This window comes from Streptococcus sp. UMB0029, assembly GCF_002871495.1.
Classification (GTDB): Bacteria; Bacillota; Bacilli; order Lactobacillales; family Streptococcaceae; genus Streptococcus.
Map to the genome: position 1 here is coordinate 115,797 of NZ_PNGD01000007.1, position 21,718 is coordinate 137,514.

Genomic DNA, 21,718 nt, shown 5'->3' on the forward strand with positions numbered 1-21,718 from the left:
AGATTGAAAAAAGAAGAATATAATTTTTTAAAAGTACTCACAATATTATTAGTAGTATTAGGACATAGCACATATTATATTATTAAGACGAGTTTTGGTGGGATTGATTATCTTCACTATATAAATAACAATCATTCACTTATGGTAATAAAGGCTTTGAATGTATTAACAGAAATTATCTATTATTTCCATATGCCATTATTTATGGCTATATCTGGGGCATTTTTTAGAATTCAAGTTGAAAAGAATAAGTGGCAGAGTCTTTTCACTTTATTCAAAAATAAATTTAGAAGACTAATAATCCCCTTTATTGTTTTTACAATCTTATATACGCTTCCTGTAAAATATATTTCAAATTATTTTGTACAAACGAGTATTTTGAATGCCATTCTTGGCCAACTGTTTTTATTTGGAAATACTCATCTGTGGTATTTATTCGCATTGTTCATTATTTTTATGATTGCATACTTCGTCTTGAGAAGAGATACGGGGGTTGGAATGTTACTATTCCTATTTGTACTTCATTTAATCAGTTATAAAATTAATGTTCCTTTACTAAAAAGTTCGTTTCAATTTTTATTTTATTTTGCGATTGGCTTTAAATTTGAACAAAAAAGGGAAGTATACAACCATTTATTGGCTCATACCAAGAAATTTGTATATTTCCTCTTAATCGGATTTGTTTTGTTAATTCTCATGAATTTGGGTATTAAGAGATACTCAATTATTCTTTCAAAGGTATTTGTAGAAATTTTAGCAGTGTATGGAAGTTTAGTAACTTATACCATTGCTTATTATTTAACAATAAACACGAAATGGATGAATACCAGAATATACCAGCTTATTTTAGTCAATGGTCTAGGAATTTATATTTTTTCGGATACTCTTAATTATTTGATATTAAAGTGGGGCTTTATTGTTGCTGAGAATTTAATGATTACACCTCATGGAATTATTTTAATGGTAATTTTTCGATTTTTGGTAACATTAATTTTAAGCGTGGTGATTACTTTAGCATTTAAAAAACTATTTCCGAAGTATAGATGGTTAGTGAATTAAAAAATGTTATAGAGCGTAAAGGAGAAAAAATGGGTATTAAAAAGTTTCTTAAAAAGAGTCATCTGACTAAAGGAATTTATCAACAATTACAAAGAAAAAAAAATCAATATCGCTTAGAAAAAAAATTTAAATATACAGGGAAATTTATTGACCGTAAAAAAGATAGTAAAGATTTATGTATCATGTTAGCGGGGTATAAAGAATTTTTATATGACGATGTGCTAGGAAGAGTAAAGACATTTGCACCAGAAACAATGGATATTTGTGTCCTATCTTCTGGCATCTATTCAGAAAAATTAAACCAAATTTGTGAAGAAAATAATTGGTCGTATTTGAGTACGGAGCAGAACAATATATCTTTAATTCAAAACGTAGCTATTAATTTACATCCTCAAGCACAATATATTTATAAAATTGATGAAGATATTTTTATTACAGAACATTATTTTGGAAATTTAAAAGAGGCATATATTTTAGCACAAGAAGGGGATTATGCCCCTGGTGTAGTAGCACCACTAATTCCGGTTAATGGTTATGGACATAAAAGAATCTTACAAAAATTAGGCTTGGAAGATGTTTATTATGAAAAATTTGGAGAAAAATCGAAATATATAGCTGGACAGCCTCGTTTTATAGAGAGTAATCCCGAAGTAGCGAAGTTTTTCTGGGGCGATGGAGAAGTAATTCCTACCATAGATACATTGAATGCACAATTTTCAAAAGAAGAGAAAAAAGTGAATCCGTGTGCAATTCGCTTCAGTATCGGTGCAATTTTATTTGAGAGAAGCTTATGGGAATTGATGGATCATTTTAATGTTGAGTTTGAGGGAGCTGGACTTGGAGTGGATGAAGTCCAAATTTGTAATTTTTGCATCTTAAATTCAAAACCATTGATGGTCAGTGAAAATGTGGTTGTGGGACATTTATCGTTTGGTCCTCAGAATAAGGCTATGTTCGAGTATTATAAAGAACATCGAGAAAAATTTTCTATTTAGATGAGGGATAATATGACAAGTTATAAAGTTAAATCCATCAGATATAATTTTATAATGAATTTTATTTTGACTGTTTCAAATTTCATCTTTCCATTGTTAACATTTCCCTATGTTTCTAGAGTACTTCAGGTTGAGGCGAATGGTACTGTAGCATATGTATCATCTATTGTATCTTATTTTATGATGATTGCTTCACTTGGTATTCCAACGTATGGCATACGTGCTGCAGCAAAAGTACGTGATGATAAAAGAAAATTATCTACCATTGTCCAAGAACTATTGATTATTAATGTAATTCTTGTATTTTTAGTACTCATTGCATATTTTATAATGTTGTTCGCTTTACCGTCAATGTACGTCTATAAAGAATTATTTTATATCAATGCAATAGGCATACTATTAAATGTTATAGGAGTTGGTTGGTTTTTTCAAGCAATTGAACAATATGATTATATTACTTTTAGATCAATTTTCTTCAGACTTCTTTCGTTGGCTATGATTTTCTTAATGATTCATAGTCCTGAGGATTATATTATGTATGCAGGAATTTCCGTTTTTGCTAGTGTGGGATCAAATATTTTAAATTTTAAACGAGTATTTAAATATGTATCATTTAAAAAGACAGAAACTTATCATTTTGAACCACATATAAAGCCGATTTTGATCTTATTTGCTCAGACATTGGTAGTATCGATTTATACGAATCTTGATACCGTTATGCTAGGAAGTATGAAAGGAACATACGATGTGGGATTATATACTGCAGCAACAAAACTAAAGGGAATTCTCTTGAGTGTTGTTACTTCATTAGGAAATGTTTTGCTTCCAAGAATGTCCTACTATGCTAATAACCGTATGAGGGAGCAGTTTTTGGAAATTATGACAAAAGCTTTGAACTTTACGTTATTATTATCGCTTCCATTGTCAGTATTCTTTATTTCAGTATCAAAGGAAAGTATTTTGCTACTTGCTGGGGAGGGATATTTGGGTGCTGTTATAGGAATGCAATTTTTAATGTTTGCAGTTATTCCTAATGCACTTACGGGTGTATTAGGTATTCAAGTATTGACACCTTTAGAAAAAGAAAAGTACGTATTACTTTCAGTTACTTTAGGAGCGTTAATAGATTTACTACTAAACTTCATTTTAATTCCAGCTTATGGTGTAAGTGGAGCAGCGTTTGCCACTATGATTGCAGAATTCGTTGTTTTATGTGTTCAGATTTACTATACGAGAGATTTACTCTTTAAAATAATACATCAAATAGTTGGGATACGCTATCTATTTACTGTAGGTATAAGTACTTTAGGAATGATTCTTGCAAAGAGCTTACAATTAAGTAATTTTTTGTTATTATGTGTGGAAGGAATCATTTTCTTTGGAAGTTACAGTGTAATTCTAGTATTGTTAAAGGATGATTTCATTCTTGATTTTCTTAAAATTTTCTATAAGAAATTAAAGAAAATTTAACTAATTATTTTTGAAAATGTAATTTTAAAGGAGGATATCTATGTACGATTATCTTATCGTTGGTGCTGGTCTCTTTGGTGCAGTCTTTGCACATGAAGCAGCCTTAAAAGGAAAAAAAGTAAAAGTCATTGAAAAACGAAATCATATCGCGGGTAATATCTATACTCGTGAAGAGGAAGGAATTCAAGTTCATGAGTATGGTGCTCATATCTTCCATACTTCTGATAAGGAGATTTGGGATTATGTAAACCAGTTTGCAGAGTTTAATCGCTATACTAACTCTCCTGTTGCTAATTATAAGGGAGAGATTTATAACCTACCTTTTAATATGAATACCTTCAATAAACTTTGGGGAGTTGTAACGCCAGCAGAAGCACAGGCTAAGATTGATGAGCAACGTGCTGTTTTAAATGGCAAAACTCCTGAAAATTTGGAAGAACAGGCGATATCTCTAGTAGGTACAGACATCTACGAAAAATTAATCAAAGATTATACAGAGAAACAATGGGGCAAGCCAACTACGGAACTCCCAGCCTTTATTATTCGCCGTTTGCCAGTACGCTTGACCTATGATAACAATTATTTTAATGATACCTATCAAGGGATTCCAATTGGTGGCTACACTCAAATAGTTGAAAAAATGTTGGATCATGAAAATATTGATGTAGAAACAAATGTTGATTTCTTTGCCAATAAAGAGCAGTATCTAAAAGATTTTCCTAAGATTGTCTTTACTGGTATGATTGATGAATTCTTTGACTATAAGTTAGGTGAACTAGAGTACCGTAGTCTTCGTTTTGAAAATGAGACCTTAGATATGGAGAATTACCAAGGAAATGCAGTTGTCAACTATACGGATGCAGAAACTCCATATACTCGCATTATTGAACACAAACATTTTGAGTTTGGGAATCAAACAAAGACGATCATTACTAAAGAGTATTCTAAAACATGGGAAAAAGGTGATGAGCCTTATTATCCAGTTAATAATGATCGGAATAATCATTTGTATAAATCGTATAAAGAATTAGCCGATGAGCAAGGGAATGTTATCTTTGGTGGTCGTTTAGGACACTATCGTTATTACGATATGCACCAAGTAATTGGAGCAGCCTTGCAGTGTGTAAGAAATGAGTTAGAGTAAACAACAAAAATTGCTTACCAATTGCTCTTTAGAAATATGATTGATAATTCCTTGACTACCTAATGTAGTTGAGGGATTTTTGATATTATTCATATTTTTGCAACATTCTTGTTTAAAAAATAATTTTCAAAAATTCTGAAAATTCTGTTGACAAGGTTTGAAAAAGGGGCTATAATGGATAGAAAAGCAAAGGAGAAGTTTATGAAAACGAGAAAAGTATTGGCACTCGCAGGAGTTACCTTACTAGCAGCGGGTGTTTTAGCTGCTTGTTCTGGTGGTTCTGCTACTAAAGGTGAGCAGACTTTTGCATTTACCTACGAGACACACCCAGATAATCTCAACTACTTAACAACTGGTAAGGCAGCGACTGCTGACATTACTAGTAATGTGATTGATGGATTACTTGAAAATGATAAATACGGGAATCTTATTCCCTCAATGGCAGAGGACTGGTCAGTTTCTAAGGATGGCTTGACTTATACTTATAAGATTCGTCAGGATGCCAAGTGGTATACATCTGAGGGAGAAGAGTATGCTCCTGTTAAGGCTCAGGACTTTGTGACAGGTCTTAAATATGCGACAGACAAGAAATCTGAAGCCCTTTACTTGGTACAAGATTCAATTAAAGGTTTGGACGCCTACGCTAAAGGGGAAAATAAAGATTTCTCTCAAGTTGGAATTAAAGCGATTGACGATCAAACAGTCCAATACACTTTGAACAAACCTGAAAGTTTTTGGAATTCTAAAACAACCATGGGTGTCTTGGCACCAGTTAATGAAGAGTTTTTGAACTCAAAAGGGGATGATTTTGCCAAAGCAACAGATCCAAGTAGTATCTTGTATAATGGTCCTTATTTGTTGAAATCCATTGTAACCAAATCTGCTGTTGAATTTGCGAAAAATCCTAACTACTGGGATAAGGACAATGTCCATATTGACAAAGTTAAATTGTCATTCTGGGACGGACAAGATACCAGCAAACCAGCAGAAAACTTTAAAGACGGTAGCCTTTCAGTAGCTCGTCTCTATCCAACAAGTGCAAGCTTTGCAGAGCTTGAGAAAGAGATGAAAGACAATATTGTCTATACGCAACAAGACTCTACAACTTATGTAGTGGGGACAAATATTGACCGTCAGTCCTATAAATATACTTCTAAGACTAGCGAAGAACAAAAGACATCTACTAAAAAGGCTCTCTTAAACAAGGATTTCCGTCAGGCTATTGCCTTTGGATTTGACCGTACGGCCTATGCTTCTCAGCTAAATGGACAAACTGGAGCAAGCAAAATCTTACGTAATATTTTTGTTCCGCCAACATTTGTCCAAGCAGATGGTAAGAGCTTTGGTGATATGGTCAAAGAAAAATTGGTGACTTACGGGGATGAATGGAAGGATGTGAACCTTGCTGATGCTCAAGACGGTCTGTACAATCCTGAAAAAGCTAAAGCAGAATTTGCCAAAGCTAAGACTGCTCTTCAAGCTGAAGGTGTAACCTTCCCAATTCATCTAGATATGCCAGTTGACCAGACAGCAACTACAAAAGTTCAGCGTGTCCAATCTATGAAACAATCCTTGGAAGCGACTTTAGGAACTGATAATGTCATTATTGATATTCAACAATTGCAAAAAGATGAAGTGCTTAATGTAACTTTATTTGCAGAAACTGCTGCTGGTGAGGATTGGGATATTTCAGATAACGTTGGATGGGGACCAGACTTCTCAGATCCATCAACTTATCTTGATATCATCAAGCCTTCTGTAGGGGAAAATACGAGAACTTACCTAGGATTTGATTCAGGAAAAGACAATGAGGCGGCTAAGAAGGTTGGTCTCAATGATTATGATAAAATGGTCAATGAAGCAGGGGAAGAAACTACAGACGTTACAAAACGTTATAACAAGTATGCTGAAGCGCAGGCTTGGCTAACAGATAGTGCCCTAGTCATTCCAACGACATCTCGTACAGGGCGTCCAATCTTGTCTAAGATGGTACCATTTACTTTACCTTTCTCTTTCTCAGGTAACAAGGGGACAAGCGATCCGCTCCGATACAAATACCTTGAGCTTCAAGACAAAGCAGTCACTGTAGAGGAATACCAAAAAGCTCAAGATAAATGGATGAAAGAAAAAGAAGAATCCAATAAAAAAGCGCAAGAAGAACTCGCAAAACATGTGAAATAAGATAAAAAAGAAGTTAGTTTTTAGCTGACTTCTTTTGCTTTCTCGAAGATGAATTGATGACTACCTTCACTTTCAGAGATGATGAAGCTAATTTTTTGTAGAAAAAATCCTGAGTTTCTATTCTCAGGATTTTCTTCATCTTACTGTTGTGGTTGCTGTTGAACTGGTGGATTTTGCGGTGTTGGTTGTACTGGTTGGACGGTTTGACTAGTTTGTCCCTGATTAGGCTCAGTTACTGGAGCATTATTTGGTTGTTGCCCAACCGTCGTATTTGCTTGAGTAGTTGAACTTTCAGTCGCTGTAGAGGAATTCTCTACTGACTGTGTTTGTTGTGTAGCTGGTGTATTCCAACTATTTCTTGCTCCGTTTTGGAAGACAAATTCTCCATTTCTGTATAAGCCTTCTGGCATTGTCCAATCTCCAGGGTGGTCATCTTCTGAGAGATAGGTCATCATTGCTCGATATACTTTACCAGCTACGAGGAAACCATCTCCAATGATTGGAGTGAGACGATTTGAGTAACCTGTCCAAACAGCCATAGAATACTTACGAGTATAACCCACAAACATTTCATCTGGAGCTACGTAGCCAGTGTTCTTGATATATTTATCAATTTCTTCGTCAGTATAGTTAGAAGTACCTGTTTTACCTGCTTGTGGAAGCCATGGTAAGTAGGCTCCACGTCCAGTTCCATAAACTAAGACAGTTTTCATCATTTCGGTCATCATATAGGCAGTTGTTTCTTTCATAGCTCGTGTGCCAGTGTCTGAAAATTCTTTTTCACTACCATCACTGAAGACGATTTTATTGATATACATTGGTTTATGGTAAATTCCACCATTAGCAAAGGCAGCATAAGCAGCAGCCATTTTTTCACTACTTGCGCCGTATTTTTTGTTGGATTCAGGTGTATTACTTGAAATGGCATTTGCGTAGTGTATGCTTGGATAATCGATACCAAGACCATTGAGGAAGGTTTTGGCTCTATCTAAACCAACCTTATTAAGAGTTTCAACCGCTGTGACATTACGTGACTGTTGAAGTGCATACTGGATTGTAATATTTCCAAAGTATCCATGATCCCAGTTGTAGACTGGAGTATCAGTACCAGGATAGTTATAAGGAACATCATGTACAATAGATGCAGTAGAGTCATAAACTCCATACTCTAATGCGGGAGCATAGTCAGTAATTGGTTTCATAGTAGAACCCCAGTCACGGTTTGTTTCAACGGCTTGGTTGATGCCGAAAGATACATTACTTGATTGGTGACGGGCCCCTAACTGAGCAAGTACTTTACCATTTGTTACATCTACGATAGTGGATGCTACTTGGATTTCATCATCTGGGTAAGCAACATACTCATCTGTATTGTAAACATCCCAAAGTCTCTGTTGAACATTTTTGTCGACATTAGTATAGACTTCCATACCTGTGGTAAGAAGATTGTAGCCAGTTTCTTGTTCGACTTGGTCGATTACTTCTTTGAGGTAATTGTCCATATAGGCTGGATAACTATTGGCTGATTTCAAGCTCTGGAGACCATCGGTGATAGGAGTATTAATTGCTTTTTCATACTGTTCTGCACTGATGTAATTTTGATCTTTCATTTCTGAAAGTACTAAATTACGACGTTCGAGAGCAGCTTCTGGATGGGAATAAGGGTCATATTGGTTCGGTGCCTGAGGCATTCCAGCAAGGAGTGCTAACTGTGGCAAGCTTAATTCCTTTAAGTCTTTTTCATAGTAATTTTGGGCTGCGGTTTGCATCCCATAGTTACCGTTAGACATGTAGACTTTATTGATGTAATAGGTCAGGATTTCTTGCTTGGTTGCTTTTTGTTCTAACTGAACTGCTAGCCAAGCTTCTTGAGCTTTACGTGATATGGTTTGGTCAGCAGTTGAAGTAGAAAAGTAAGTTAATTTAATCAATTGCTGGGTCAAGGTTGAAGCACCTTGGAGCCCCCCCTGTCCTTGGAGGTTTCTCAATGCAGCTCCCATGATACGAATAGTATCAACACCTCTATGATCAAAGAAACGGTGATCTTCGATAGAGACGATAGCTTTGACCAAATCAGTAGGAATTTCATTGGCTTGAGCATTTACGCGACGTTCAGAACCAAGGTCAGCAATCAGTTCGTTCTTATTGTCATAAATCTTGCTGGAAGTTGTCGTAACCAATTTACTTTCAGATAAGGCTGGAGCCTTGCTAACAAAGTAGAGGAAGACACCACCACCTAATAGAAATAAAGCGATAAATAAGGTAAGGAATGTAATCCCCACATACTTTAAGAATCGCAGAATAATTTGTTTGTTCATCTTGTTTTACCACCTAGTAAATGTTCTTTGATAATGTCGAGATAGGGAATTTGAGGGAAAGCACCTGGCTTCACTAAATATCCGTTTTCCCGAATATATCCAAGTGGCATTGATTTTTGACCCTTATCTTGATGATAAAAACGAATCAAATCAAGTGCCGGTAACAAGTAAGTTTCTTGTTGAGAAGAAAAATGAAGTAGAACGAAGCAAATGCCCTGCTGTTCCAGAACTTGTTCCATATGTTGAATCTGGTGAAGATGAAAGTTCTTCATTGGAATAGCATTCTTTTGTCGTGTTTCCTTGGCTTCAAAGTCAATATAATGTCCTCTATATACGCCAGAGTAATCCGTTGTGGAAGCTTGTCTAAAATAAGCTTCTACAATTTTGGCTCGACTACGTTGAGGATAATCTACTCGAACAATCTGAACAGGCGTTGGTTTTTTATGGATAACGGCCATGCCATGCATTAGATAGTAGTCGTTAGTAGCGTTAATCATCTTTTCAAAAGTCATTCCTCGATTTGCGAAATTTTTTGGTTGAGAAATAGATGTTTGGCTTTTTTTTGATGAAATTTTATGAGGATAGTTGACCATATTTCTCCTTATTGGTACAATAACATCGCTCTATTATACCATAAAAATATAAAGAAAGGGGCAAAAATGACTACAGCTTTGATTATGGGCTATTCTAGCTTTGATTTGGGTGTCTTTAACGAAAAGGATGTCAGGTTAAAAGTTATAAAGAAAGCGATTCGAAGGGATTTAGAAAGTTTAGCTGAAGAGGGACTTAAATGGCTGGTATTTACAGGGAATTTAGGATTTGAGTCCTGGGTTCTCGATGTTGCAAATGAAATGAAAGACGAGTATGATTTCAGCCTAGCGACTATTTTTGATTTTGAAACACACGGGAAAAATTGGAATGAAGCTAATCAGCTTAAACTTAGCCAATTTAAGCAGGTAGATTTTATTAAATATGCTTATCCTAAGTATGAAAATACGGAACAACTGCGTGATTACCAACGATTTTTGATAGAAAATACTGATTTAGCCTATTTTTTCTATGATCCAGAAAATGAGACAAAATTAAAATTTATGGACAAGCTGATGACAAATCAGGAAGGCTATCGTATAAAAAGGTTAACCTTTGAAGACTTAAATGAGCTAGCAGAAAATTTTTCTGAAAAGTAAGCCTTTGACCTTGATTTTTGTTTGCCTTTTTTTATATAATAATACTATTAGAAATCGAGAATGGAGAGAGAGATGGCAAGTATTATTTTTACAGCAAAAGATATTTTTGAGCAAGAATTTGGACGTGAAGTTCGCGGGTATAGTAAGGTTGAAGTTGATGAATTTTTGGATGATGTCATCAAGGACTATGAAACTTATGCTGCTCTAGTCAAATCTCTCCGTCAAGAAATTGCCGAGTTGAAGGAAGAATTATCTCGTAAACCAAAACCTTCACCAGTTCAAGCAGAGCCTCTTGAAGCGGCAACTACAAGCTCTATGACGAATTTTGATATTTTGAAACGCTTGAATCGTCTCGAAAAAGAAGTATTTGGTAAACAAATTTTGGATAACTCTGATTTATAAGAGCTTATTTTAAATGTGCAATTTTTGGATAATCGCGTGAGGAGAATTTCTTTTCATGAGGAAAGTCCATGCTAGCACAGGCTGTGATGCCTGTAGTGTTTGTGCTAGGCGAAACCATAAGCCTAGGGACGAGAAATCGTTACGGCAGTTGAAATGGCTAAGTCTTTGGATAGGTCAGAGTAGGCTTGAAAGTGCCACAGTGACGGAGTCTTTCTGGAAACAGAGAGAGTGGAACGCGGTAAACCCCTCAAGCTAGCAACCCAAATTTTGGTCGGGGCATGGAGTGCACGGAAACGAACGTAGTACTCTGACTACTATCAGCTCTATGCTGTTAGTGGTAGACAGATGATTATCGAAGGAAGTGGTCCTAGTCACTTCTGGAACAAAACATGGCTTATAGAAAATTGCATATAGGTTGGGGCTGAGAAAACTTTCTCAACCTCATTTTTTAAAATGGACATATAGAAAGGTCTTACAAGACTGAAAATGAAAAAAGAATTTAATTTAATCGCTACTGCAGCAGCAGGTCTTGAAGCTGTTGTGGGACGAGAAGTGCGAGAGTTGGGCTATGATTGTCAGGTTGAAAATGGACGTGTTTGTTTTCAAGGAGATGCACGAGCCATCATCGAAACCAACCTCTGGCTTCGGGCAGCAGATCGTATCAAGATTATTGTAGGCACTTTCCCTGCTAAGACTTTTGAAGAGCTGTTTCAAGGAGTTTTTGCTCTAGATTGGGAAAATTATTTACCGCTTGGAGCTCGGTTCCCGATTTCGAAAGCCAAATGTGTTAAATCTAAACTTCACAATGAGCCCAGTGTACAGGCTATTTCAAAGAAGGCTGTTGTTAAGAAATTGCAGAAACACTATGCCCGCCCAGAAGGCGTACCTCTGATGGAAACTGGTCCCGAATTTAAGATTGAGGTTTCTATTCTTAAAGACATAGCAACTGTCATGATTGATACGACAGGGACTAGCCTCTTTAAACGTGGTTATCGTACCGAAAAAGGGGGAGCCCCTATCAAGGAAAACATGGCAGCAGCTATTTTACAACTTTCTAACTGGTATCCAGACAAGCCTTTGATTGATCCGACCTGTGGTTCGGGGACTTTCTGTATCGAGGCAGTTATGGTTGCTAGAAAGATGGCGCCAGGTCTTCGTCGCTCTTTTGCCTTTGAGGAATGGAACTGGATTAGCGATCGTTTGATCCAAGAAGTTCGCACAGAGGCAGCTAAGAAAGTAGATCGTGAACTGGAATTGGATATCATGGGTTGTGATATTGATGCTCGCATGGTGGAAATTGCAAAGGCCAATGCCCAGGCAGCAGGGGTTGCAGGAGATATTACCTTTAAGCAGATGCGCGTACAGGATTTACGTTCTGATAAAATCAATGGAGTAATTATTTCCAATCCGCCTTATGGGGAACGTTTGTCAGATGATGAAGGGGTTACCAAGTTATATGCTGAAATGGGCCAGGTATTTGAACCGCTGAAAACGTGGAGTAAGTTTATCCTAACTAGCGATGAAGCCTTTGAGACCAAGTACGGTAGTCAAGCGGATAAGAAGCGTAAGTTGTACAATGGAACCTTAAAAGTTGATTTATATCAATATTTTGGTCAGCGTGTTAAACGCCAGGAAGTAAAGTAGGAAGGAAAACTCATGAGTAATCAAAGACGGAATCGTCATAAAGCGGAACATCAAGAAGCGCAATTTGATTTTGATGATGCTAAAGAGCTAACAGTCGGAGAAGCCATGCGAAAAAATGAAGAGGTGGAAGCAGGTGTATTGCCTGGAGATTCTATCTTAGACAAGTATGTGAAACAACATAAGGATGAAATTGAGGCAGATAAGTTTGAAACGCGTCAGTTTAGCAAGGATGATTTAGTTGAAAAAGAAGAGGTAGAAGAGATAGAGGAGACTCAGACTCTGGATAATTTGCTTCAGGAGCTTCGTGAGGAAACAGGAGTTCATTCTCCAGATTCAGAAAATGAATTGAGTCAGTTTGATGATTTAGAATTCACACGCGTTTCAGAAGCTCCTCTTGCCGAAGAATTTGAGACTGAAGAAGTACAATTGTTTGGAGAGAAAGAAGTTCCAACATTTTCTCGAGTAACGGATAGTGAAGATGAAAAAAGTAAGAAGAAATGGGTGATTTATGGGATACTAGTAGCCTTAGCGGTTCTCATTCTTGGAACTGGTTATTATGTTTATAGTCAAGTAGCTCGTTCGACCAAGGAAATCCAGACTTCTCAATCAACCACAAACTCACAGGCAGAAGCGGAAGAATTTAATAATTTATATGATGGCTTCTATACAGATAGCAACAAAACGGCTTTAAAAAATAGCCAGTTTGATAAACTGACTCAACTTAAAACCTTGCTTGATAAGCTGGAAGGTAGTCGTGAACATACGCTTGCCAAATCTAAGTATGATAGTCTAGCAATGCAAATCAAGGCCATTCAAGATGTCAATGCGCAATTTGAGAAACCAGCTATTGTTGATGGTGTTCTGGATACCAATGTCAAAGCTAAATCTGATGCTAAATTTACAGACATTAAAACTGGAAATACGGAGCTTGACAAAGTGCTAGATAAGGCTATTAGCCTTGGTAAGAGCCAGCAAACAAGTGCTTCAAGTTCAAGTCAAACTAGCAGTTCAAACTCTAGTCAAGCCAGCTCAAATACTACTAGTGAGACAAGCCCAAGTAGTTCAAATGAGACTAGAAGTTCTCATGGTGAAGTCAATATGGGCGTATCAAGTGAGGGAGTTGCTATTCAAAGAAGTGCCAGTCGTGTTTCTTATAACCAGTCTGCTATTGATGATAGTAATAACTCTGCATGGGATTTCGCTGACGGTGTCTTGGAACAAATTCTAGCAACTTCACGTTCACGTGGTTATATCACGGGCAACCAATATATCCTTGAACGTGTCAATATCGTTAATGGCAATGGTTATTACAACCTCTACAAGCCAGATGGAACCTATCTCTTTACCCTTAACTGTAAGACAGGATACTTTGTTGGAAATGGTTCTGGACATGCGGATGCTTTGGACTACTAAGCAGTCGTTACAAAATTCTTTCTTTTCAAAAGTAAAAATGATAAAATAAAACAAATCAAATAAGAGGAGTGTCAAATGACAAAAGCTAACTTTGGTGTCGTAGGTATGGCCGTAATGGGTCGTAACCTTGCCCTTAATATTGAATCTCGTGGTTACACAGTTGCTATCTACAACCGTAGTAAAGAAAAAACGGAAGATGTGATTGCTTGCCATCCTGAAAAGAACTTCGTACCAAGCTATGACGTTGAAAGTTTTGTAAACTCAATCGAAAAACCTCGTCGTATCATGCTCATGGTTCAAGCTGGACCTGGTACAGATGCTACTATTCAAGCCCTTCTTCCACACCTTGACAAGGGTGATATCTTGATTGACGGCGGAAACACTTTCTACAAAGATACCATCCGTCGTAATGAAGAATTGGCAAACTCAGGTATCAACTTTATCGGTACTGGGGTTTCTGGTGGTGAAAAAGGTGCCCTTGAAGGTCCTTCTATCATGCCTGGTGGACAAAAAGAAGCCTACGAATTGGTTGCGGACGTTCTTGAAGAAATCTCAGCTAAAGCACCAGAAGATGGCAAACCATGTGTGACTTACATCGGTCCTGATGGAGCTGGTCACTATGTGAAAATGGTTCACAATGGTATCGAGTATGGTGATATGCAATTGATCGCAGAAAGCTATGACTTGATGCAACACTTGCTAGGCCTTTCTGCAGAAGATATGGCTGAAATCTTTACTGAGTGGAACAAGGGTGAATTGGACAGCTACTTGATCGAAATTACAGCTGATATCTTGAGCCGTAAAGACGACGAAGGTCAAGATGGACCAATCGTAGATTACATCCTTGATGCTGCAGGTAACAAGGGAACTGGTAAATGGACTAGCCAATCATCACTTGACCTTGGTGTGCCATTGTCACTCATCACTGAGTCGGTATTTGCCCGTTACATTTCAACTTACAAAGAAGAACGTGTGCATGCTAGCAAGGTCCTTCCAAAACCAGCTGACTTCAAATTTGAAGGGGACAAGGCTGAGTTGATTGAAAAAATCCGTCAAGCTCTTTACTTTTCAAAAATCATTTCATACGCACAAGGTTTTGCTCAATTGCGTGTAGCTTCTAAAGAAAACAACTGGAACTTGCCATTTGCAGACATCGCCTCTATCTGGCGTGATGGCTGTATCATCCGTTCTCGTTTCTTGCAAAAGATTACAGATGCTTACAACCGTGATGCAGATCTTGCTAACCTTCTTTTGGATGAATACTTCTTGGATGTTACTGCTAAGTACCAACAAGCAGTGCGTGATATCGTAGCTCTTGCGGTTCAAGCTGGTGTACCAGTACCAACCTTCTCAGCAGCTATTACTTACTTTGATAGCTACCGTTCAGCTGACCTTCCAGCTAACTTGATCCAAGCACAACGTGACTACTTTGGTGCCCACACTTACCAACGTAAAGACAAAGAAGGAACATTCCACTACTCTTGGTATGACGAAAAATAAGTAGGTCTGCCATGGGGAAACGGATTTTATTACTTGAGAAAGAACGAAATCTAGCTCATTTTTTAAGTTTGGAACTCCAAAAAGAGCAATACCGAGTTGATCAGGTTGAGGAGGGGCAAAAAGCCCTCTCCATGGCTCTTCAGACAGACTATGACTTGATTTTATTGAATGCTCATCTGGGGGATATGACAGCCCAGGATTTTGCAGATAAGCTGAGTCGGACTAAGCCAGCCTCAGTTATCATGGTCTTGGATCATCGCGAAGAATTGCAAGATCAGATTGAGACAATCCAACGCTTTGCCGTTTCTTACATCTATAAGCCAGTCATTATTGAGAATTTGGTAGCTCGTATTTCAGCTATTTTCCGAGGTCGGGACTTCATCGACCAACACTGTAGTCAGATGAAGGTTCCAACGTCTTACCGCAATCTGCGTATGGATGTAGAACATCATACCGTTTATCGTGGCGAGGAGATGATTGCTCTAACACGCCGTGAGTATGACCTTTTGGCTACTCTTATGGGAAGCAAGAAAGTTCTGACTCGTGAGCAATTGTTGGAAAGTGTCTGGAAGTATGAAAGTGCGACCGAAACCAATATCGTGGATGTCTATATCCGTTATCTACGTAGCAAGCTTGATGTAAAAGGTCAGAAAAGCTACATTAAAACCGTTCGTGGTGTTGGTTACACCATGCAAGAATAGAAAAGCAGTCACCCTTGTGTAACTGTTGTTTGAGCTCTGTACTATCTGTAGCAGGAATTCCTGAACTCCAGATAGTATAGAGCTTTTTTTGAAGAATAACAAATGCAGGTTCTTATACTCAATAAAAATCAAAAAGCAAACTAGGAAGCTAGCCGTAAGCTGTACTTGAGTACGGTAAGGCGACACTGACGTGGTTTGAAGAGATTTTCGAAGAGTATTGGTATCTGATAAGCTTACTTTCATAGTTCTCTACTTTTTGACGCTCAAAAGGAAAGAGCTAGCTGTAGGTAAAATCAATATATTCTTTATAAGTATTCGAAAAATGGCATTTATCATAGTTTTGAAGAAAAGAGGGATTTTATTTTTATTGCAATATTACAATATAGTGAATGCTTTAAATCCTAGAATTTTCTGAAAATAATGGAAAATAATAAAAAATAATTAATATAATTGACAAATCTGATTATATAAATTATAATGTTGAATGTATGTGTATGTGTATGTGTATGTGTATGTGTATGTGTATGTGTATGTGTACTACTGGGGATGTTAACCCTACATCGAATGGGGATGGCAAGACTTATAATGCGCCTGCTGTTGTAGCAGAAATCAAGCCAGAAGTTGCTGGAACACCAGCTGTAGCAGCAAAACTTGATGGAGAAACTGCAAAAGAAGTTAAAGCTTTAGACAAAACTAAACTAGAAAACTACATTGCAGAAATCGAAGCAAAATTAGCTAACGGAACATACGAAAGCAAAACAGAAGAGAGTGTTGCAGTATTAAAAGCTGACTTAGAAGCTGCAAAAGCTACATTAGCAAACGCAACAACTCAAGACGAAATAAAAAAAGCTTACAATAAACTTGTAACTACAGCGAACACTAAATTAAAAAATAAACCTGTAGAGAAAAAAGAAACTCCAGCAGTAGATACTACTAACGGACAACCAACTGTAGGTAAAAAAGCAGAAAACACTGAGAAAAAATCAGAATCTAACTCAATCGAAAACACAGGATCTAATGACCCACGTAACGGTAAAGCATTAGATAAAAATAATGCATTTAGAGCGGAAGTTGCTTATTCAGAAGGTACAAATGCAGCCGCAAATGGTCATAGTGATACCTATATCCTTAATGATGTTAATAAAGCCACGTCTAAAGATGACGCTGTTAATGCAGTTTCTAGAGTTACAAATTATAAAGTTAAATATAATAAAGACGCTAGTGGGAAGATTACTTCATTAGATTGGCTTGTCTTTTATAATGATCATGCAGAAAATCTATCTAATACGTATAATACAGATGGAGGAGAGGTGTATCGAAATTTCATCCAAATTCCTGCAGAAGTTAATATGCCAACTAGTATTACACGTGCAAAATATAACTCTCCAATCCAAGGTAAATTAAATCCTAAAACTAAAAAACTTGAACGTATAAAACCTGATGGTTCAGCGTTGAGTAGTTCTGTAACGTTTGAAAATCCAGCACCAGATACAGCTGCTGGATTACCATTAGACAAAAAAGATACCTTTGCTCTGGCTTCTGGTTGGGAAAGTAATCTCTATGGTCGTTCTATAGAAAAACTTGCCGGTCAGGAGGACAGATATTTCAAGAGTGCGGCGTCTAATTCTTCTCCGAGAACTAAAGAGTTATTGAATAATGTTGCCTTGAATGACAAACGTTTGATTGTGGATCGTTCGACTACAGGTGGTGATGGGTATGATGCCTATGCATGGAGTTTTAGAACTGAAGTTCCTGCAACAACATCTAACGAACAGTTGAAAGATATGAAGGTTGTGTTTGGTATGATGCGTAGCGCCACTGCAGGTGCCAATGCAGCTTTCGCCAACATTGCAACTAACCCTGTGAAAATGTGGCAGTCTGATGTTTCCCCTGAACCAACAGCGAAAGATCAAACTGTAAAAGTTGGTCAAAAACCAGATGCGACAAAATCAATTGGAAACTTAGACACTCTTCCAAAAGGAACAACAGTTAAGTACAAGAATGCAGTTGATACACAAACTCCAGGTGAAAAACAAGCAACAGTAGTTGTAACTTACCCGGATACATCTACAAAAGAAGTTCCTGTAAAAGTAATCGTTGAAAAAGAAGCAGTAGCACCAGCTAAGCCAGTTATCACGACAAGTCTAACAGGTAAGGCTAATACTAAAACTCCGGTTGAAGTGAAAGCAGAAGCGGGGTCTACAGTTTCCTTGTTCGCCCATGATGGCACTAAGCTTGGTACAGCCGTTGCGAACGACCAAGGTGTAGCAAGCATCACTCCAACAGTAAACATTCCAGCCGGTATTGTAGCAGCGACAGCTACCAAAAATGGTAAAACATCAGAAGTAAGTGCTGCTGTAGAAGCAACTCCAGCGGCAGTTACTCCACAACCAGAAACACCAAAAGAAGAGACTCCAGCGGCAGTTACTCCACAACCAGAAACACCAACAACTAGTGGTCCAGAAATTGTCAACGATTTGGCAGGTAAAGCAAGTACGCCGGCTGATGTGACAGTTAAAGCACCAGCAGGTTCAACTGTTAAGCTTTACAACACAGATGGTGTTGTGATTGGTGAAGCTGTAGCTAACGATCAAGGTGTAGCAACTGTTCACCCTACTAACAGTCTTCCAGCAGGAGAGATTACAGCTACTTCAACACCAGCAGGTGGTAAAGAGTCAGCTAAGAGTGCACCGATTACGGTTACAGCATCACCAGTAACTGTTAAGGATGGTGGTGTGACTGGTAATAATGATACTAGACTATTGGTAAGTAGGTCAGAGATTACAGTATATCCTGGCGATAACATTGATATTGATGTTGTAGCTCAAGCTACAGCTTTAGAGAAATTTTCGGTTGAGAAAAATCCGACAGCTATTAAAGGTGTAGTGCCATCAGGGGGGTACCTAGGATCTTCAAATGGAGCTACGATTAGACAACGTGATGCTAAGTATAGTGGTACTGTTGCAATGGACCAGCCAGCAGGAACAACTGAGGTTGTTTTTCATGCGAAGAATCGAGATAAACCAACAACGATATACAGAGCACTTATAGTAAATGTTCTTGAGACAGCTAAGAAATATGAACCAGTTGCAGGTACAAAAGTAGATATTGCAGATTCTAACGGCGTTAGTGAAACTGAAAAGAATAAGATTATCGAAGCAGTGAAAACTGCTAACCCAAGTCTTCCAGCAGATTCACAATACAGTGTGGATGAAAAAGGAAATCTTACTATCACTTATCCTGATGGATCAAAAGATAAGATTGCAGCAGCATATCTAGTAAATCCAGCACCAACAGATGCAGATAAGAACACACCAACAGCTAAACCACAAACTGTAAACAAAGGAACAACACCAAAAGCAGAAGATTCAATTGGAAATGTAAAAGATCTTCCTAAGGGTACAAAAGTAGCCTTCAAAGCTCCAGTAGACACAGCGACACCAGGTGAAAAAGATGCGACAGTAGTTGTAACATACCCAGATGGATCTAAAGAAGAAGTTCCAGTTAAAGTAACGGTTAAAGCCCCAAGTTCAGCACCAACAACTCCAACAGCGCCAGCGACTCCAGTAGCGCCAGCAACTCCAGCAGCGCCAGCAGTAGCTCCAACAGTAGAAATTCCGTATTCAGATAAGGCTACTAAAGAAGTCTATGTATATGGTGGAGAAGAAAACTCATTTGATATCAAATTCAAAGATGATAGTGGGAAAATCACAAGCGCAATTGTAAATGGTGGAGGAAACCAACCATTTAAGCCAGTTGAAGGTGAAGCAAATACCATCAATACTCAATATGGATTTAAAGCAAATGTTATCTCTGCTGAAACACCAGCAACAGCAGATGCACCAGCAGTCATCACTTATAGGGGTACACCAGCAGCGACAGATGGTTTATCACAAGATAAACTAGATGCAGCAACTAAAGGTGAAAATCCAGAAGGTATGGTTCTAGGCTGGCGTTATGCAACTGCAACTGATGCTGATGGAGCATCTATCGAAAATAAAGCAGTAGGTTCTTCAAATGCAACTGACCCAGGTTCATTCCGTGTCATACTTAAGCCACAAACTCAAAAATATGATATTGCAATACCAGCAGAAACTGAAAAAGTTGTTGTAGCAGATCCAGCTGCAGTAACAGATGCAGAATTTGAAAAAGTAAAAGAAAAACTTAAAATTGAATTTTCTAAGACTAATAATGATGCAAACTTAGCAAAAGATCAAGGTAAGAATGTTGAGGATAAGGATGCTAAAATTAAAACTATCGAGAAGGTAGGAAATGATTTAGTAGTTACTTATAAAGATGGTTCTCAAGATAAAAAACCATTATCAGAATTTGTACGTACAAATGAAAAACCAACTGTAGAAATTCAATATTCAGATCCAGCACCTAATAAGAAAGAGGTCTATGTTTACGCATCAGAAGTGAATTCTTTTGATATTAAAATCAAAGATGATAGTGGCAAACTTGCAAGTGCTGAGTTAAGAAGAGGTTCTAACCAATCATTCCAAGATGTAGCGGGAGAAACTAATAAACAAAATACAGAATATGGATTCACTGCGAATAAATTCACTACTGAAACAACAGCGACAGCAGAAAATCCAGCTGTTATCACATACACAGGTACTCCAGCACCCGAAGGGAAATTTACAAAAGAAAAATTTGAAGCTGCGATTCAAAATGGAGGAACTCCATTAGGATGGCGTTTTGTAAAAGCTATCGACAAAGATGGTGCAGACGCAAGAGGAAATGGTAGAGATGCTACTGACCCAACTGCAGTTAATGTAATTCTTAAACCTCAAACTCAAAAATATGATATTAAAACTCCAGCAGAAGCTGACAAAGTAGTTGTATCAGATGTTAACAATGTTACTGATAAAGAGTTTGAAAAAATTAAAGAGAAGGTTAAACTTGAATATTCTCAAAACAATCCAGACGCACGTTTAGCTGATAAAAAAGGTTCATTAGTGGATGCACAAGAACAACCTTCACGTATTCAATCAATTACTAGAGATGCTGATGATAATGTAGTTGTGACATATGCTGATGGTTCAAAAGATAAAAAACCTTTATCAGAATTTGTAACTAAAAAACCAACAGATGCAGATAAGAATACACCAACAGCTAAACCACAAACTGTAAACAAAGGAACAACACCAAAAGCAGAAGATTCAATTGGAAATGTTAAAGATCTTCCTAAGGGTACAAAAGTAGCCTTCAAGAGTCCAGTAGACACAACAACACCAGGTGAAAAAGATGCTACAGTAGTTGTAACATACCCAGATGGATCTAAAGAAGAAGTTCCAGTTAAAGTAACGGTTAAAGCCCCAAGTTCAGCACCAGATACAAAAGCACCAGCTAAACCAGAAATCAAAACAGATCTAACAGATAAAGCAGGAACTAAGACACCAGTTGAAGTAAGTGCAGAACCAGGATCTAAAGTTGAGTTATTTGATAAAGATGGTAACAAGATTGGTGAAGGTGTAGCAGGAAAAGACGGAAAAGCAACAATCACACCAACAGTAGAACTTCCAGCAGGAGACGTAACAGCGAAAGCAACAGATCCAGCAGGAAATGTATCACAACCAAGTACACCAGAAAAAGCAACAGCAGATACAAAAGCTCCATCTAAACCAGAAATCAACACAGATCTAACAGATAAAGCAGGAACTAAGACACCAGTTGAAGTAAGTGCAGAACCAGGATCTAA

The 21,718-nt window shown here is 37.6% G+C and carries 14 protein-coding genes and 1 other RNA gene; 13 read left to right on the forward strand and 2 right to left on the reverse strand.

The annotated features are described in order from the left end of the window. Positions 1 to 3: 3 nt before the first annotated feature. The 5 genes from CJ239_RS06215 (at position 4) to CJ239_RS06235 (ending at position 6,849) form a co-directional block, all read left to right on the forward strand. Positions 4 to 1,059: an acyltransferase gene (locus CJ239_RS06215; RefSeq protein WP_102210912.1), complete on the forward strand. Its 1,056-nt coding sequence runs from the start codon at positions 4 to 6 to the stop codon at positions 1,057 to 1,059. Beyond that, positions 1,044 to 2,054: a hypothetical protein gene (locus CJ239_RS06220; protein WP_142366999.1), complete on the forward strand. Its 1,011-nt coding sequence runs from the start codon at positions 1,044 to 1,046 to the stop codon at positions 2,052 to 2,054. Before CJ239_RS06215 ends, CJ239_RS06220 begins: the two co-directional genes overlap by 16 nt. A 12-nt stretch (positions 2,055 to 2,066) precedes the next feature. Continuing rightward, positions 2,067 to 3,524: a flippase gene (locus CJ239_RS06225; RefSeq protein ID WP_102210914.1), complete on the forward strand. Its 1,458-nt coding sequence runs from the start codon at positions 2,067 to 2,069 to the stop codon at positions 3,522 to 3,524. A gap of 34 nt (positions 3,525 to 3,558) precedes the next feature. Next, positions 3,559 to 4,668 (forward strand): UDP-galactopyranose mutase, encoded by a 1,110-nt coding sequence (gene glf / locus CJ239_RS06230; protein WP_102210915.1) that lies wholly within the window; start codon positions 3,559 to 3,561, stop codon positions 4,666 to 4,668. 201 nt (positions 4,669 to 4,869) lie between these two features. Then, complete coding sequence (locus tag CJ239_RS06235) at positions 4,870 to 6,849, forward strand: peptide ABC transporter substrate-binding protein (protein ID WP_102210916.1); 1,980 nt, start codon at positions 4,870 to 4,872, stop codon at positions 6,847 to 6,849. A 140-nt stretch (positions 6,850 to 6,989) separates the two neighbouring features. Here the strand turns inward: CJ239_RS06235 and pbp1a are convergent, their stop codons facing one another. After that, positions 6,990 to 9,167 (reverse strand): penicillin-binding protein PBP1A, encoded by a 2,178-nt coding sequence (pbp1a, locus tag CJ239_RS06240; RefSeq protein WP_102210917.1) that lies wholly within the window; start codon positions 9,165 to 9,167, stop codon positions 6,990 to 6,992. Continuing rightward, positions 9,164 to 9,760, reverse strand: a complete 597-nt coding sequence (gene recU, locus CJ239_RS06245; protein ID WP_102210918.1) for a Holliday junction resolvase RecU — start codon at positions 9,758 to 9,760, stop codon at positions 9,164 to 9,166. Before recU ends, pbp1a begins: the two co-directional genes overlap by 4 nt. A gap of 66 nt (positions 9,761 to 9,826) precedes the next feature. Here recU and CJ239_RS06250 point away from each other — a divergent pair, with 66 nt between their 5' ends. From CJ239_RS06250 to CJ239_RS06285, 8 genes are all read left to right on the forward strand, one after another. Beyond that, positions 9,827 to 10,354 (forward strand): DUF1273 domain-containing protein, encoded by a 528-nt coding sequence (locus tag CJ239_RS06250; RefSeq protein WP_102210928.1) that lies wholly within the window; start codon positions 9,827 to 9,829, stop codon positions 10,352 to 10,354. Positions 10,355 to 10,426: 72 nt separating this feature from the next. Next, positions 10,427 to 10,756 carry a cell division regulator GpsB gene (gpsB, locus tag CJ239_RS06255; protein ID WP_180958229.1) on the forward strand — a complete coding sequence of 110 codons (330 nt, stop codon included), beginning with the start codon at positions 10,427 to 10,429 and terminating at the stop codon, positions 10,754 to 10,756. A gap of 20 nt (positions 10,757 to 10,776) precedes the next feature. Next, an RNA gene (gene rnpB, locus CJ239_RS06260) (RNase P RNA component class B) lies at positions 10,777 to 11,158 on the forward strand. Between the two features lie 84 nt (positions 11,159 to 11,242). After that, positions 11,243 to 12,400, forward strand: a complete 1,158-nt coding sequence (locus tag CJ239_RS06265) for a class I SAM-dependent RNA methyltransferase (protein WP_102210920.1) — start codon at positions 11,243 to 11,245, stop codon at positions 12,398 to 12,400. A 12-nt stretch (positions 12,401 to 12,412) separates the two neighbouring features. After that, positions 12,413 to 13,813 carry a cell division site-positioning protein MapZ family protein gene (locus CJ239_RS06270; protein ID WP_102210921.1) on the forward strand — a complete coding sequence of 467 codons (1,401 nt, stop codon included), beginning with the start codon at positions 12,413 to 12,415 and terminating at the stop codon, positions 13,811 to 13,813. Between the two features lie 75 nt (positions 13,814 to 13,888). Beyond that, complete coding sequence (gene gndA / locus CJ239_RS06275) at positions 13,889 to 15,313, forward strand: NADP-dependent phosphogluconate dehydrogenase (protein ID WP_000158785.1); 1,425 nt, start codon at positions 13,889 to 13,891, stop codon at positions 15,311 to 15,313. An 11-nt stretch (positions 15,314 to 15,324) separates the two neighbouring features. Next, on the forward strand, positions 15,325 to 16,014 hold the full coding sequence (locus tag CJ239_RS06280; RefSeq protein ID WP_000518028.1) for a response regulator transcription factor: 690 nt from the start codon (positions 15,325 to 15,327) through the stop codon (positions 16,012 to 16,014). A gap of 530 nt (positions 16,015 to 16,544) precedes the next feature. Further along, positions 16,545 to 21,718: Rib/alpha-like domain-containing protein (locus CJ239_RS06285; RefSeq protein ID WP_102210922.1), on the forward strand; the 5,174-nt coding region annotated here is incomplete at its 3' end.